The organism is Halomonas sp. SSL-5 (assembly GCF_030708455.1).
Classification (GTDB): Bacteria; Pseudomonadota; Gammaproteobacteria; order Pseudomonadales; family Halomonadaceae; genus Halomonas.
In genome coordinates, this window is the sequence record NZ_JAUYWF010000007.1 from 145,990 (window position 1) to 161,397 (window position 15,408).

11 protein-coding genes are annotated in these 15,408 nt (G+C 68.2%); 4 read left to right on the forward strand and 7 right to left on the reverse strand.

Translation table 11 applies throughout. The features are described from left to right. Positions 1-32 precede the first annotated feature (32 nt). Positions 33-3,962, forward strand: a complete 3,930-nt coding sequence (locus RAN53_RS10010) for an AAA family ATPase (protein ID WP_305796676.1) — start codon at positions 33-35, stop codon at positions 3,960-3,962. 265 nt (positions 3,963-4,227) lie between these two features. On the opposite strand, the gene RAN53_RS10015 is transcribed toward RAN53_RS10010, so the two are convergent. Beyond that, on the reverse strand, positions 4,228-6,411 hold the full coding sequence (locus RAN53_RS10015; RefSeq protein ID WP_305796677.1) for a putative bifunctional diguanylate cyclase/phosphodiesterase: 2,184 nt from the start codon (positions 6,409-6,411) through the stop codon (positions 4,228-4,230). 168 nt (positions 6,412-6,579) lie between these two features. Between RAN53_RS10015 and RAN53_RS10020 the strand changes: the two genes are divergently transcribed. Next, entirely contained in the window at positions 6,580-7,746 is a 1,167-nt protein-coding gene (locus RAN53_RS10020) for a nucleotide sugar dehydrogenase (RefSeq protein WP_305796678.1), read from the forward strand. Positions 7,747-7,816: 70 nt separating this feature from the next. On the opposite strand, the gene cysQ is transcribed toward RAN53_RS10020, so the two are convergent. The 6 genes from cysQ to RAN53_RS10050 all read right to left on the reverse strand — a co-directional run bounded on the left by cysQ (position 7,817) and on the right by RAN53_RS10050 (position 13,356). Beyond that, positions 7,817-8,608 carry a 3'(2'),5'-bisphosphate nucleotidase CysQ gene (gene cysQ, locus RAN53_RS10025; RefSeq protein ID WP_414842975.1) on the reverse strand — a complete coding sequence of 264 codons (792 nt, stop codon included), beginning with the start codon at positions 8,606-8,608 and terminating at the stop codon, positions 7,817-7,819. 72 nt (positions 8,609-8,680) lie between these two features. Next, positions 8,681-9,259, reverse strand: coding sequence for an OmpW/AlkL family protein (locus RAN53_RS10030; protein ID WP_305796679.1), 579 nt, complete (start codon positions 9,257-9,259; stop codon positions 8,681-8,683). A gap of 145 nt (positions 9,260-9,404) precedes the next feature. Then, positions 9,405-11,534 carry a YjbH domain-containing protein gene (locus RAN53_RS10035; protein ID WP_414842976.1) on the reverse strand — a complete coding sequence of 710 codons (2,130 nt, stop codon included), beginning with the start codon at positions 11,532-11,534 and terminating at the stop codon, positions 9,405-9,407. Then, positions 11,531-12,367 (reverse strand): capsule biosynthesis GfcC family protein, encoded by an 837-nt coding sequence (locus RAN53_RS10040; RefSeq protein WP_305796680.1) that lies wholly within the window; start codon positions 12,365-12,367, stop codon positions 11,531-11,533. Before RAN53_RS10040 ends, RAN53_RS10035 begins: the two co-directional genes overlap by 4 nt. Positions 12,368-12,422: 55 nt before the next feature. Beyond that, a complete protein-coding gene (locus RAN53_RS10045) occupies positions 12,423-13,094 on the reverse strand; it encodes a hypothetical protein (RefSeq protein ID WP_305796681.1) in 672 nt (223 codons plus the stop codon). A 103-nt stretch (positions 13,095-13,197) separates the two neighbouring features. Further along, positions 13,198-13,356, reverse strand: a complete 159-nt coding sequence (locus tag RAN53_RS10050) for a hypothetical protein (protein WP_305796682.1) — start codon at positions 13,354-13,356, stop codon at positions 13,198-13,200. A 477-nt stretch (positions 13,357-13,833) separates the two neighbouring features. Between RAN53_RS10050 and RAN53_RS10055 the strand changes: the two genes are divergently transcribed. Together RAN53_RS10055 and RAN53_RS10060 are read left to right on the forward strand one after the other, a co-directional pair. Continuing rightward, positions 13,834-14,964, forward strand: coding sequence for a polysaccharide export protein (locus tag RAN53_RS10055; RefSeq protein ID WP_305796683.1), 1,131 nt, complete (start codon positions 13,834-13,836; stop codon positions 14,962-14,964). Further along, positions 14,964-15,395 (forward strand): low molecular weight protein-tyrosine-phosphatase, encoded by a 432-nt coding sequence (locus RAN53_RS10060; protein WP_305796684.1) that lies wholly within the window; start codon positions 14,964-14,966, stop codon positions 15,393-15,395. The genes RAN53_RS10055 and RAN53_RS10060 overlap by 1 nt, the downstream gene beginning before the upstream one ends. The last annotated feature ends 13 nt before the right edge of the window (positions 15,396-15,408 follow it).

The window sequence follows — 15,408 nt, forward strand, 5'->3', positions numbered from 1 at the left end:
CGGCCCGCCGCTCAGGACGCAGGAATACCACGATGCGGGATGCCTCCGACGTCGCCGAGACCCATACCTCGGCTCGGCTGACACTCTTCGGCCACTTCTCGCTCTCTCTCGGCGAGGATGACACCCTTACCCAGTTCAGCTACGACAAGGTCAAGGCGCTGCTGGTCTACCTGCTGCTGCACCATCAGCCGGTGAGCCGTGCCACCCTGGCCGAGCTGCTGTGGCCCGACCAGGGCCTCTCGTCGGGGCGTACCAACCTGCGTCACGCCCTGCACTGCCTGCGCCAGTCGCTGGGCGAGCACGCCGATGAGGTGCTGGTGGTGTCGCGCCAGACCATCGCCTTCCAGCTGCCCGAGCGCTGGAGCCTCGACCTGCACGATATCCAGACGCTGCTCGATGGCGAGCGCGACCTGCCGACCCTGGCCACCCTGCTCGAGCACTATCAGGGCGACCTGGTGGAGGAGCTGCAGATCGCCAACTGCCCCGAGTTCCAGCGCTGGCTGGTGCAGGTGCGCAACGACTGGCGCCAGCGGGTGATCCGTTTTTCCGAGGCGGTGCTCGAGCGCTTCGACAGCGTGCCCGATACGCTCCTCGAGTCGCTGGTCAATCGCTTCTCCGGCTATGGCCCCTTCCACGAGCGGCTGGTGCGCCAGCTGGCCGAGCAGGGTCAGCTGGCCGCCGCCCACGAGCAGTACAATGCCTACTTGCAGTTGCTGGCGCTCTCCGGCCAGCAGCCCGAGCCCGGTTTCCTGCAGCTGGCGCGCTACTGGTCCGACGCCCAGGCCGATGCCGCCGGCGCCGGCAGCGTCGGCTTCTCGCGCACCCTGGCGGCGGACAGCACGCCGCTGCGCGAGGAAGAGATCGAGCAGCGCCAGCTCTCGGTGATGGCCATCCGCCTGCGTCTCAAGGGCGACCTCTCCTCGCGGCCGGCCAGCCGCGCCTGCCTGATGCTGCAGTTCGAGCTGATGCGCTGGCTGGAGGAGCAGTGCCACCACCTGGGTGGCTTCTGGCTGTCCGGTGCCACCGGTGGCCTGGGCCTGGCCTGCTTCGGCACCCACGGCCCGGCGCACCAGCTGGCCGAGCTGGTGGCGCTCTACGAGCACTGCCGGCGCATGCTGCCGGAGGAGTCCGCTCGTCACTGGACGGGGGAGGGCGAGCCGCCGCGCATCGAGCTGGCCGCCGGCCTCAACAGCGGCCGGGTGATCTACCTGCCCGAGCGCCGCATGGTCGACCCCCTGGGCCAGGTCACCCAGGGCTCCCTGGATCTGATGAGCGCCTCCGAGGGCAGTGAGCTGGTGATCTCCCAGGACGCCAGCCAGCACATGCCGCCGGCGCTGGACCTGCAGCCGCGGCTCAGCTCGCGCCTGGTGGCCAGCGACGGCCGGGTGCGCCTGCGGGCGTTGGTGCTGGGGGCGAATGAAGGTGGTCGCGAGGCACTGCCGCCCAGCCTGGTAGGTCGCGAGACGGCGCTGCGCAGCCTGCGCGACGCCCTGGCCCGAGCCGGCATCGGCCTGCGCCAGAGCGTGCTGGTGCGCGGCCCCTCGGGGATGGGCAAGTCGGCGCTGATGGTCGGCTTCCGCCAGCTCGAGCAGAGTCGCGAGGCCGCCATCTGCTGGCAGCCCACCACCCGACTCTCGGTGCAGGAGCCCTACGGCGTGGCACGCAAGCTGCTGCGCTGGCACCTCGGCCATGAGTGCGACGTGGATAGCCTGCAGGCGCTGTGTGAGGCGCTCGGCGCTCCCGAGCTCGACGAGGCGCGCTGCCGGCTGCTGGAGGAGGCGCTGGGCGCCCGCGAGGTGCATGCCGTCGCCGAACTCACCCAGAGCGGCGAGGCGGTGGAGCTGGTGGTCGGCCTGCTGCAGCGCCTGATCGGCCGCATCGCCGCCGAACGCACCCTGGTGCTGATGATCGACGATCTGCAGTGGCTGGACGAGCCCAGCGTCAAGGTACTGGCCGGCCTCCAGGCGCGCCTGCCGATCAATTGCGCCTTGATGCTGGTGGCCAGCCACCACGGCCGCGAGGGGCTGCCCGCCAAGCTGCACTGGGATCAGCAGATCACCCTGGGCAAGCTCGATGCCATGCACTCCTCGCGGCTGCTCTCCCAGCTGGCGCGGCGCTACCGTATCCATATCAGCCCGCGTCTGCGCGGCCAGATCATCGAGCGCTGCGACGGCGTGCCGCTCTATCTGCAGGAGATCGTGCGGCGCGTCGACATGGATCGCCGCGAGGGGCGCAGCGTGCAGCTCGACGAGCTGCCCCACGGCCTGCTCGGCCTGCTCGCCAGCCGCATCGACCAGCTCGACGGCGACCGCGAGGTGGCGCATATGGCCGCCGTGCTGGGGCGCCGTTTCCGCTACGACTTCCTCGCCGAGTGCAGCGAGCTGGACGGGGCCCGCCTGACCCAGGCTCTCGAGCAGATGCGCCGCCTCGAGATCATCGAACCCGTGGAGGGCGACGACGCCGGCCGCGAGTTCCAGTTCACCCACCAGCTGCTGCAGGAGGCCGCCTACCTCTCCTGCCCGCGGGACGTGCGCAGCGCCATCCACCGCCAGGTGGTCGCGCTGATCGAGGAGCGCTTCCCGATGTGGATCGGCCGCCACCCGGGCGACTTCGCCACCCACCTGCGGCGCAGCGGCCACTATGCCCGCGGCGCGCGCTACTACGAGCTGGCCGCCCGCGAGGCGCTCAAGGTCAGCGCCAATCGCACCGCCCTCAAGATGGCCGACCTGGGGCTGGTCAGCCTGCGCCAGGTGGCGGGCCAGGCCGAGCGCGAGATCAGCCTGCTCACCGTGCGTGGCCAGGCCGCCTTCGCCCTGGAGGGGCACGGCTCGCCCACCGCCCACGAGAGCTTCGTGCGCGCCCGCGAACTGATCAAGGCGCTGGCCGAGGAGGGCGAGAGCGTCGACCTGGAGCAGGCCTTCCTGGTCAAGTGGGGCCTGTGGGTGGGCTGCAGCCAGCGCCACGCCCACGCCGACGCCTTCCGCCTGGCCGCCGCCCTGGCCGACCTGGCCCGCCAGCTCGAGGACCCCCGCTACGCGCGCCTGGCCGAGTACGCCCAGGCCAGCTGCGAATACTGGGCCGGGCGCATCCCGCTCGCCTACGACCACCTCGACGAGATCGCCCCCCTCGAGTCGCCGATGATGATCGAGTGGCTACCGTTCTCCGATCACCCCCAGGTGGCGGCGGCCTGTTTCCAGGGCTGGGCGCTGTGTCTGCGCGGCGACTATCGTCGCGCCGAGACCCAGGTCGAATCCGCCATCCGCCTGGCCGAGACCATCGGTCATCCCGGCAGCCTGGCCATGGCGCTGATGTACGCCGCCGCGCTCTATCGCCAGCTGGGCCACGTGCACCTCGCCGCCGACCGTGCCGAGCGTGCCCACCGGCTCACCGGCACCCCCGACCTGCACCTCTGGCAGATGGCCGCCCGCGGCGTGCTCGGCTGGCAGCGCGCCATCTCCGGCGACCGCGACGGCCTGGCCCAGATCGAGGCCACTCAGGAGGAGCTCACCGAACTCACCGGCCGCGACCCCCATGCCCGGCCCTCGCTGTGGCTGGTGGACGCCTGCATCGCCCTGGGTGAATTTGCCCGCGCCGAGGAGTACCTCGACCAGGCGTTGATGCTCGCCCGGGAGCGCACCACCCTGTTCGTGCCGGAGCTCGCCGTGCAGCTCGCCCGCGTGCGCCACCGCCTCGGCCACCCCCGGGAGGAACTCGTCGCCCTGATCGAACTCGCCCTGAGCCAGGCCCGCGAGGACGGCAACCTGCACCAGCAGATCAGCGCCCTGGAAGCCTGGCTCGCCCTGATTGCCCCCGCCGACGACGGCGTCCGCCAGGAATTCCGCCAGCTGCTCGCCGAGGTCAGCTACAGCGACGCCCCCATCCTCACCCGCTGGCACAGCCTGCTTGATCGCGTCCAGCCCCGCCCAGTGGGGTCAGACCCCTCAATGCACTTAGGGGTCTGACCGGTTTTCTGTGGGAGGCCGGCTCTGACGGGCGAAGGCGCCGTCAGGCGCCCTGGCGGTGTTGCTGAATTTTACTGGCGTTACCGGGGAGGCCTTCGGCCTCCTTCGCCCGGGAAACCCGGCCTCCCACAGAGGCTGGTGGGCCACCCTCACCTGTGGGACACGCCTGCCGGGAAACCCGGCCTCCCACAGAGGCTGGTAGGCCACCTTCACCTGTGGGACACACCTGCCCGGGGGACCGGGCCTCCCACCTGGATTGTCAGGTTTAAGCCAGCGGCTCCGGCCTCCCGAAGAGGTAGCCCTGGAAGCGGCGGCAGCCGCGGGCCTGGAGCCAGCGGTGCTGCTCGGCGGTCTCCACGCCCTCGGCGGTGACCTCGAGACCCAGGCGGTTGGCAAGCGTCAGGGTGGTGTCGACGATGGCCATGTCGGCGGGGTCATCGGGGATGCCGGCGACGAAACTGGCGTCGATCTTCAGCTCGTGCAAGCTCAGGCGCTTGAGGTAGTTGAGCGACGAGTAGCCGGTACCGAAGTCGTCCAGCGCCAGGCGCACGCCCAGGTCGCGCAGTTCGCTCAGGCGCCGGCTGACGCATTCGGGGTTCTGCATCAGCAGCGACTCGGTCACCTCCAGCACCAGCCGCCGCGGCGGGGCGCCGGTGGCGTCGAGGATCTCCCTGAGCTCGGCGACGAAGTCCTCCTCGCTGAACTGCACGGGGCTTACGTTGACCGAGATCGCCTGGTCGGCAAGCGCGGGATCGCTTGCCCACGCGGCCAGCCGGCGGCAGGCGGTCGCCACCACCCAACGCCCGATCGGCACGATCAGGCCGGTCTCCTCGGCGAGGGGAATGAAGTCCATTGGCGAAATCATCCCCTGCACCGGGTGTTCCCAGCGCAGCAGCGCCTCGCGTCCCGAGACTTCGCCGCTCTCATCCACCTGAACCTGATAGAAGAGCCTGAGCTCATCGCGCTGCAGGGCACGCCGCAGGTCGGCCTCCAGCCGTACCTGGCGGTTGACCGCGGCCTGCACCGCGTCGTCGAAGAAGCGCAGCCGGTTGCCGCCGGCCGCCTTGGCCTGACTCACCGCCATATCGGCCTGCTGCAGGGCGGTGTCGGGAGTCGGCGCCTCGCCATCGAACAGGCTGACGCCGATGCTGCCGGTAATGCCGAGGTCGGCCACCTCCGGCGTCTGCGCGGCCACCACAGCGGAGAGCAGCCGGTCACCCAGCCGCTCGACCCGCTGGGCGGCCTGATCGGCACGCTCGCCCAGGTCGTCCACCAGCACGGCGAACTCGTCGGCACCCAGGTGGGCGAGGAAGGTCGTGGTGTGCCCCAGCACCGCCTCGAACTGCTCGGAGAGCTGGAAGAGCAGCTCGTCCCCTTCGCGGTGGCTGTGGGTGTCGTTCACCCGCTTGAAGCGATCCAGGTCGATCAGCAGCAGTGCCGTGTAGCTATGAGCCGCATGTGGCGTGTCGAGCCGGCGGTGCAACTGCTCCATCAGGTGGCGGCGGTTGGGCAGGCCGGTGAGGGAGTCGTAGAGGGTCAGCCGGCGGTTGTCCTCGCGCACCTGACGGATCGCCGCCAGGTGGTCGCGCAAGCGGCGGCGCAGCGTGAGGTTGCCGAGCATCGCCAGCGCCATCAGGCCGATGGAGCCAATCAGCGCCCAGCGCAGCCACCTCGGCACCGGGCGCCGGCCCTCGCCGCTTCGCCAGCTCTCCAGCGCCTGGTGGTAGGGGGAGCCCGGCTGACGCTTCCAGCGCAAGAGCTGCGCATCGATCCGCTCCAGCCGCGCCGCCGGCCGGCCCGGCGGGGCAGCGAAGAACAGCCGCGAGGGTTCGAACATGATCGGGCTGGCGGTGAGGCCGTAGCGCGGCGCCTGCCAGCCGCCGAAGAGATGGTTGCTGACCACCGCATCCGTCGCCCCCTGCTGCACGCTTGCGAAGCTCTCCTGGAAGCTCGGCAGCGCCACCAACTCGGCGTCGACGCCGAAGCTTGTCAGCATCCGCGAAAGCGAGCGCTGCTGCATCGAATCCGCCAGCACCGCGATGCGCAGCCCCTCGAGGTCCAGCACCCCCTCGATGCTTAGCTCCGGGCGATGGTAGAGCTGCGACCAGCTGTGCAACACCGGCTCCCGGTGGAAGGCGAAGCGCTCGGCACGGCTCTCGGTGAAAGCCACGTCAGGCATCAGGTCCAGCTCGCCGGCCTCCAGCATCACCAGGCACTCGCGCCAGGCACACTCCACCGGCTCGAGGGTCCAGCCATTCTCATCGGCCAGCGCCCGGGCGAGATCGCCGAAGATCCCGCTCGGCTCGCCGCTCTCGCTCAGCTGGATCTTGGGCGGGTTGTGGTAGACGCCGATCCTCACGGGCTCTGCGCCCACGGCCGATGGCAGGGTGAAAATGATCAGCGCCAACAGCGGGGCGGCGGCTAGGGCAGGGCGGTAGGGCAGGTGCATCCATTCACCGTGGTTGGTGGCTCGGCACATTCAGTTATAGCAGATCGGGGCCTGGTGCCGGTCAAAGCCTGCTTCGCATGGCCCGGATCAGAGGCGGGGCCTCACATCGCGGTCATGGGCCCGTATAATGTGTTGCTGGCTCACCCTCACGCAACGAAAGGACTCACCATGAAGATCGCCATCGCCGGTACCGGCTACGTCGGCCTCTCCAACGCCATGCTGCTCGCCCAGCACAATGAGGTGGTGGCGCTGGATATCGTCGCCGAGAAGGTCGCGGTGCTGAACGCGGGGCGCTCGCCCATCGAGGATGCCGAGATCAGCGACTTCCTCGCCCACCGCGAGCTCGACTTCACCGCCACCCTGGATCGAGAACAGGCCTACCGCGACGCGGACTTCGTCATCATCGCCACCCCCACCGACTACGACCCGGTGACCAACACCTTCGATACCTCAAGCGTCGAGGCGGTGATCCAGGACGTGATGGCGATCAACCCGCAGGCGCTGATGGTGATCAAGTCCACGGTACCGGTGGGCTACACCGTGGAGGCCGGCCGGCGCTTCGGCACCGAGAACCTGATCTTCTCGCCGGAGTTCCTGCGCGAGGGCAGGGCGCTCTACGACAACCTGCACCCCTCGCGGATCATCGTCGGCGAGCGCTCGGCTCGTGCTGAGACCTTCGCCGAGCTGCTCGAGCAGGGCGCCGAGAAGCAGGATATCCCGGTGCTCTTCACCAACAGCACCGAGGCCGAGGCGATCAAGCTGTTCGCCAATACCTATCTCGCCATGCGCGTGGCCTACTTCAACGAGTTGGATACCTACGCCGAGACCCACGGCCTCGATACCCGCCAGATCATCGAAGGCGTGGGCCTGGACCCGCGCATCGGCAAGCACTATAACAACCCCAGCTTCGGCTACGGCGGCTACTGCCTGCCCAAGGATACCAAGCAGCTGCTGGCCAACTACCAGGATGTGCCGAGCAACATGATCCAGGCGGTGGTCGACGCCAACCGCACCCGCAAGGACTTCATTGCCGAACAGGTGCTGGCGCGCAAGCCAAGGGTTGTGGGCATCTACCGTCTGATCATGAAGACCGGCTCCGACAATTTCCGCGCCAGCGCCATGCAGGGGGTGATGAAGCGCCTCAAGGCCAAGGGCATCGAGGTGATCGTCTATGAGCCGGTGCTGGAGGAGGAGAGCTTCTACGGCTCCCGGGTGCTGCGCGACTTCGAGGCCTTCAAGGCCGAGGCCGATGTGATCCTGAGCAACCGCATGGCCGAAGAGCTCGCCGATGTGGCGGAGAAGGTGTATACGCGGGATGTGTTCGGCAGCGACTAACTATTCCTGATCAGTGATCCTGTCGACCCAGCCCGGCCATGTGCCGGGCTGGGTGCTTTCTGGGTTTGGATCAGTCGCCGTGGCCCCAGACGACAAAGTACGGGTTGAGCTTCTCTGATGGCGCGGCATAGTCGAGCGCTTCGCCCTCCAGGGTCTCAACCCGGCCGCCGGCCTGTTCCACCACCGCATGGGCGGCGCCGGTGTCCCACAGGCAGGTGGGGCCGAGGCGCGGGTAGACGTCGGCTTTGCCCTCGGCGACCAGGCACAGCTTCAGCGAGCTGCCCATGGGCACCATGTCATGTCGGCCAAGCGTCTCCAGCCAGTCGGCGAGATCGGGGCTCGGGTGGGAACGGCTGCCCATCACGCGCCAGGTCGCGCCATCTGTAGGCTTGCCGGCCACGCGGATCGGGGTGCGCTCGGCGGTCTTTCCATCGGCCCATTCGACCTTGAAGGCCGCCACGCCTCGGGCGGCGAGATACGACACCCCCAGCGCCGGGGCCACCACCACGCCGAGCACCGGGCGGCCGTTCTCGATCAGCGCGATATTCACGGTGAACTCGCCGTTGCGCTTGATGAACTCCTTGGTGCCATCCAGCGGGTCCACCAGCCAGTAGCGGCCATTGGCATCGGCACCGGCGAAGCTCCCGATGTCTTCCTCGGAGAGCACCGGGATGCCCTGGGGCAGAGCCCGCAGGCCCGCCATGATCACCCTGTGGGCGGCCATGTCCGCCGCGGTCAGCGGACTCTTGTCGTCCTTCTCCTCGATGGAGAAGTCGCGGGCGTAGACGGCCATGATGGCATCGCCGGCCTGCAGGGCGATGCGCTCGACCTTGGTGAGCAGTTCAGAAAGATTCAACGTCATGGGGGGTTCCGTAACAGCAAAACGCCGGACCCCGTGAGGGGCCCGGCGCTGAGTGCTTGAAGTGAATGCCGCTTAAAAGCGGTAGGTGACACCCGCGCCGACGGAGACCGGGTCGAGGCGCACGTCGTCGACGGTCTGGCCGGCCTGCTCGAACTCGGCGTCGACCTCGGTGTAGCGGGCGAAGCCGGTGGCGCTCAGGTTGTCGGTGATGGTCAGATCGACACCCAGCTGGCCGGCGAAGCCGTAGCTGTCGTCGACGTCCATGCCGGCGCCGCTCACGCTGGAGAAGCGGGTGTAGTTCACGCCAGCGCCGATGAACGGTTGCACACGGGCGTCTTCCACGCCGCCCAGCGGGTAGTACTGGAGCAATAGGTTGGCCGGCATGCGGTCGAGGTCGCCGTTATGACCGGATTCGAGCTGGTAGTCATGCTCCACGTCCTCGCCGATGCCGAGCTCCACCCCAAGCTTGTCGTGGAACAGGTAGCCACCGGCCAGGCCGAAGGCGTTCTCCTTGGAGAGCTCGTCACCGTTGACGTCGGACTTCTCGAACTCGCCGCGCACGTACACATCGCCTGCCTGGTAGGCCATGGCCTGACCGGCAACCAGAGACAGTGACAGGGCGGCGGTAGCGATGACAGGGGATAAGCGCATGGTGTTCTCTCCTTCTCGTGTTCTACATCATCCAAGATGTAACACCCTCACTATACGATAGGGAAACGCTGTTTTCAAACTATTCTGCTCTAGCCAAGCGCTAGGTAGATCCGCGGGAACACCGAGCTGTGGGAGAGGCTTTCTCTCACTCCCAACTGCTCTCGTAATCCTCCCAATACCTCCCCAGATCCCGCTCCTGGGTCAGGTCATACAGCTCATAGCGGCGGTGGAGGCGGGCGCCGCCGTCGCGGGTCAGGGGCTGCCAGGCGATGGTGGCGCGGTCGCGGCTGGAGCGCACGAAGAAGGCGTCCATGGGGATGGAGAGGTAGAGCGCCTTGTCAAAGCTGCCTTCGCCGAAGTCGTCGCCGGCATCGGTGAAGGTGGCCCAGGCGCCCATCCGCACGCCGTTGTCGAACTCCCGCGAGAGATCCAGGGTGGCGCCCACGTCGCCGGCGAGGTAGCGGCCCACGCTCAGCTTGGCCAGCACGTCCTCAACGCCGGTCTCCAGGTAGGCGCTTAGATGGCCGGTCCAGGCGTCGTAGTCACGCAGGCCGAACTGCTGGTCGAACTCGCGCTGGCGCACCCAGTTGAGGTCGGCGCCCAGCGCCAGGGGGCTATCGAAGGGACGATAGAGCACCTCGCCCCCCGCGCCGGCATACATCATCTCCAGCAGACCGCCGTAGCCCATGGCGTACCAGTCATCGCCGAGCTGCGTGGTGCGGGTGTACTGCAGGTTGCCGATGCCCACGTCCGCCTCGGCCAGGTAGTCGCCGATATAGGTGCGCACCCGCGGCAGGTCGGACTCGGCGATATAGCTGTACTCGTCGAGGTTGTCGGCCAGGGTGGCGGTCAGGCTACCGGAGAACCAGCCGTTGGCGTCGGTGCTGTATTCTGCCGATGCGTAGGCCGAGAGCCGATAGAGATAGCCATCCGGCCCGCCGAAGTTCTGCTCGATGGACGGGCCGACGGACCAGCTCAGACGCTGCGGGTCGGCGGTGTAGAGCGCCTCGCCCCGGACGGGCTTAAGGCGTGCGTGACTGTAGAGCCCGTAACGATGGTGCCCCTCCTCGTCGGCCGATTCAGCGGCGGCGACGAAGCTTGCCCGGTCGTGCACGTCCTCGCGCAGCGCCATGCCGCGGTTCTGCCAGCGATAGCGGAAGGTCTCCACCTGATCATCGGCCTTGGCGTGCAGGAGTCGTCCGGCCCGCGCCTCGCTCTTCGCCAGGTTTCGATAGACGGTGGGCTCGGCGTTCACCACCAGATCCTCGCCGTCTCGGCGGATCTCGCTGACCCGCATGCCGGCATTCTCTTCCAGGCGTGCCGCCACCGCCGGCCAGTCGGCCTCTGCTTCGGCCCCCAGAGGCATCGGCGGCGGATCCTGCTTGGCCTGGGAGAGCCCTGCCAGGTTGGTGGAAAAGCTGATTCCCGCCATGGCGGTATTGCCGCGCTGCCAGCCGGCCCGCAGTTCGAGATTGTCGCTGAGCCGGTAGCGTGCCCCCAGGTTTACCCGGGAATCCTGCGGCTGGTCATTGTCCTGGGGCTCGTTGGCGTAGTCGTTGCCCTCCACCTCCACTTGCAGCACCAGTGGCGCCCAGGGCGTCTGCCACTCCACGCCACCGAACAGTGCAACGGGGCCGCGGAACAGCTGATCAAGGGCGAATTCGCCGCCCTGATCGCCGCCGGCATTGTCCGGGCGTGACTCGAAGCGGCTATCCAACCAACCCAGCGGTGAATCGCCATCATTGGCGTTGCCCAGATAGCCCCAGCCGATCCCCAGGGTGAAATCGAGGCCATACCAGCGTTTGCTCGCCACCAGATACTCGGCGCCGAACAGGGTGGTGCCCCCGGCATCGCGCAGGCCCAGCGCCAGGGCCGGCCGATAGCGTCCCTCTTCCCACAGCCGAACCTTGGCATCGATCCCCTTGTCGAGGTTGTTGCGCGGTTCGTCCGCCACCGCGTAGTTGCGGTTCTCCACCGAGACATAGCGAAAACCCGCCTCCAGCCAGTCGGTGGGCTGCACGAAGATAGCGTAACGCCGATAGGGCGCCGTCCGGCTCCAACTCGCCGCGAAGTGCCCCGGCTCCTCCATCCGTGCGCTCGGCGTCTGCATCAGGCCGATCCCGCCGAAGTCGCTCTGGCCACGCCCCAGAAGCACCGGATCAGCGGCGAGTGTTGGTGCTGCCACCAGCCATAAGGAACAAGGGACAAGGAGCAAGGCACCCCTTGACCCCTTGATACCTTCTTGCCCCCTTGGCACTTGAAGCCTGCTACTCATTCCCTTGACCCCTTGACCCCTTGAATCTCGCACTCCTCCCCCGGCACCCGCATCGCCAGCCATTCCGCCAGCCGCGCATTGATCAGCCTGACTACTGCGCCTTCGGCGCCGTCGTCGCCCGGCAGCTCGACCACCACCCGTGCGCCGGGGGCGAGCGGGGCACCTTGATGGTTCCATGCGGCGATGCCCAGGCGGTGGCGCTCGCCGACGGGGTCGATCAGCCGTGCATGGTCCACGCCGGCCGCGGCATCGTCCGGCAGCGCCGCCAGGGCGTCGTCCAGAGTCATGCCGGGGTGCCAGGCCAGGCGCCCGACGCCGGCGAGCGTCCAGGTCTCCACCCACTCGGGAGGCGTGCAGGTGCCCAGCTGGGCGATCTCGCTCATCGGTGGATTGTGGCGCAGGTTGGCGGCAAGCCGAGGCAGTCCGAGTCGTTCCGGCGTGCGCAGTGGGGCGCCAGCGCTCGCCGCGATCGCCTCCGCCCAGGCCGCAAGCGCCTCGGCCTGTTGAGTCTTGCCGGCGACACCCAGCCGCTCGCCCAGGCCGTGCAGCTCATTGACCAGTCGCGCCCGTGCAAACGCCACCTCGGGAGCATCCTCACGGCGCAGGGCGAAGCTGTAGGCCCAGTCAAGCGGAGGCTGACCCTCGGCCTGGCGCCGCTCCTGCCACGCCAGCCACGCTTCGGCCAGGGTGGCAGACTGGGAGCCCGCTTCGTGGGAGCCCGATTTATCGGCGATAGCGGTGTCAGCAGCAGTCTGGGCACCAGCGGCACCCACACCCACACACAGACTCAAGGGAATCACGGCCAGGGAAGTGGCCAGCAAGCGTTTCAACATCGGGACGGGATGGCCTTGCGATCGAATGGAGAGAAGTGGCGAATGAAAAAGGCGGCTACCACCAGTGCCGCGCCACCTGCCAGCGCAGGGTGAGCGCGTCCGGCCATGGCTGCTCTTCCAGCGCCCACAGTCGGCGGCTATCGGGATCGCGCCACCAGCTGGCCTCGCTGCTGGCCCCGCTCGCCCAGGCGAGCGACACCTCGCAGCGCTCGAGTACGCGCTCCCCCAGCGGCAGGCGGACCGGACCGGGCGCCTCACAGCGCATGACCCCCTCGGCTTCGCCGCGCTGAACGAACCCTTCGGCATCCCGCCAGTGGCGGGTGAGCGTGAAGCGCGCGGGGGAGGACTCGTGCCAGGGCGACTGCGGGGCATAGGCGGTGCCGAGAAGCGCGACGTCGCCCCCGCTGAACGATTGCAGGCCGCCGTCGTGAAGCTCCAGCGTCCCGCCCTGGGCGGAGGGCCACAGCGTGATATCGCCGGCCTGGGTGCCCATCACCAGCAGTCCCTGAGCGTTGCCAAGCCGCGCGATTAGCGAGGCATAGGGCAGCTCGGCGGCGCGATGTTCGGCCGCCTGCGTATCGGGCCACAGGGCCGCCAGGGAAGAGGCGAGCGGTGTGGCCTTGCCGCTGGCGCAGCCGGCCAGCCCGGCCAGGGAAAATACCAGGCCACACGACAAGACCGCCCGCAGGCGGTCTCGTGAAGGTGTAGACTCTGTCGCGTCAGGCATGGTCAGCGGGTACCGGTGGTTCCCGTGGTGCCGTTGCTATCACCCCCGCTGGTTGCGGCGCTGACACCGGCACCCACTGCCACCGCCCCGGCCACACCCACGCCTACCAGGGCGGTGGTGGAGAGACCGGTCGCCGCGGCCAGGCCGGCCAGGCCACCGGTGGCCGCAGCGCCGCCGGCGGCACCCGCCCCAGCCGCGGCACCTGCACCGGCAGAGCCTGCACCAGCACCAGCCCCGGCACCTGCGCCAGCAGAGCCTGCACCAGCCCCGGCTCCCGCACCGGCGGAGGTGGAAGAACCCGCAGCGGCCCCGGATTCGGTACCCTGAGCCAATGCCAGCGGTGAAGCCAGCATGGCGGCGATGGCGCACAGCGCGATCTGACGTCGAATCATGATCCCATCCTTTTCATTGTCTTCATGGAACAAATCGTGGCACACCTATACCGCAGACACCATGACAACTCAATGATTTTACGAAGAAATAGGGGCCTCCCGCCGCGGCTTTCAGCGATTGCCCCGTCGCTTTGTAGGAAATCACCTACAAAATTCCATCCCGACACCATCGGTGGTGGTTAGTGTCATCGAGTTTCGTTAGCATGCGTCGCTCTGATTCCCATGGCCGACGCTCCAGCTCGTTTGACAGTGAGGGCGCCTGGCCGCCAAGAATTTCCCCGCCGGCCTCGAGGATGTGCCATGACACCTCGGGGCGGTAGCGTGCCCGAACGGTTCCCGAGACCCCCATGACGCGACTCCTGCTGACCACCCTGCTGCTTGCCGCCTTCCTGTCCGGCTGCGCCTTCGCCCCCGGCAGCCATATCGATTCGAATGTCGAGAGCGCCCCCATCGATGATCTGGTGGAGATCGAGCCCATCACACCCGGGCTGGTCAACGCCCTGAACCCGGCGCAGGGTCTGGCACAGGGCAGCGACGAGCTGAAGCGCCTCGGCGAGCAGCAGCGCGCCTCCATCGACAACTACGACTACCGCATCGGCAAGGGCGACGTGCTCAGCATCATCGTCTACGACCACCCCGAGCTCACCATTCCCGCCGGCGGCGAGCGTAGCGCCGCGGAATCCGGTAACACCGTGCACCGCGATGGCACCATCTTCTACCCCTATATCGGCCGCGTGCTGGTCGAAGACAAGAGCGTGGCCGAAGTGCGCGACCTCATAGCCAACCGCCTGCAGACCTATATCGCCGAGCCTCAGGTGGAGGTGCGCGTGGCGGCCTTCAACTCCCAGAAGGTGCAGGTCACCGGTGAGGTGCGCGACCCCGGTCCACAGCCCGTTACCCACGTGCCCCTCACCCTGCTGGACGCCGTCGGCCAGGCCGGCGGGCTCGACGAGCAGGCCAACTGGCACGGCGTGCAGCTCACCCGCGATGGCGAGACGCGCACCATCTCGCTCTACCGCATGCTCAATGATGGCGATCTCTCCGCCAACTTGCTGCTCAAGGATGGTGACGTTCTCCACGTGCCGGATGTCGGCAATCAGCAGGTCTACGTGATGGGCGAGGTGGGCGAGCCTCAGGCACTGCCCATGGGCCGCACCCGCCTGACCCTCACCGACGCCCTCAGCCAGTCCGGCAGCTTCAACGAGGCCAGCGCCAACGCCAGCGGCATCTTCGTCATCCGCCGCGCACCGGAGACCAGCGACAAGTTGGCCACCGTCTACCAGCTCGATGCACGCAACGCCGCGGCCATGGTGCTGGGAACGCAGTTCACCCTCCAGCCCACCGATATCGTCTACGTGACCTCCACGCGGATGGGCCGCTGGAACCGCGTGATCAACCAGCTGCTGCCCACGGTAACGGCTGTCTACCAGGTCACCCGCGCCGCCAACGACGCCAACGAACTGCGAGACGACCTCTGATGTTCGACCGCATCCTGGTGGTCTGCGTCGGCAACATCTGCCGCAGCCCCGTCGCCGAAGCCATGCTGCGCCAGGCCCTGCCCGGCAAGCGGCTCAGCTCCGCCGGCCTCGGCGCCCTGGTCGGCCAGGGCGTCGACCCCACCGCGCGAGAGCTCGCCGAAGCGGACGGCCTCGACGTCTCCGCCCACGCCGCCCGCCAACTCAACCGCGAGATCCTCGCCGACGCAGACCTGGTCCTGGTCATGAGCCCCGGCCAACGCCGCGCCATCGGCGACATCGCCCCCGAAGCCATGGGCAAGACCATGACCCTTGGCAAATGGCTCCCCGGCGAACCGGATATCCCGGATCCGTACAGGAAGAGCAGGGAAGCGTTTGAGCATGTGCATGAGCTTCTATCGGCTGCGGTGGGGGCGTGGGCGAAGAGGCTGTAGCGGCTCGAAGGAT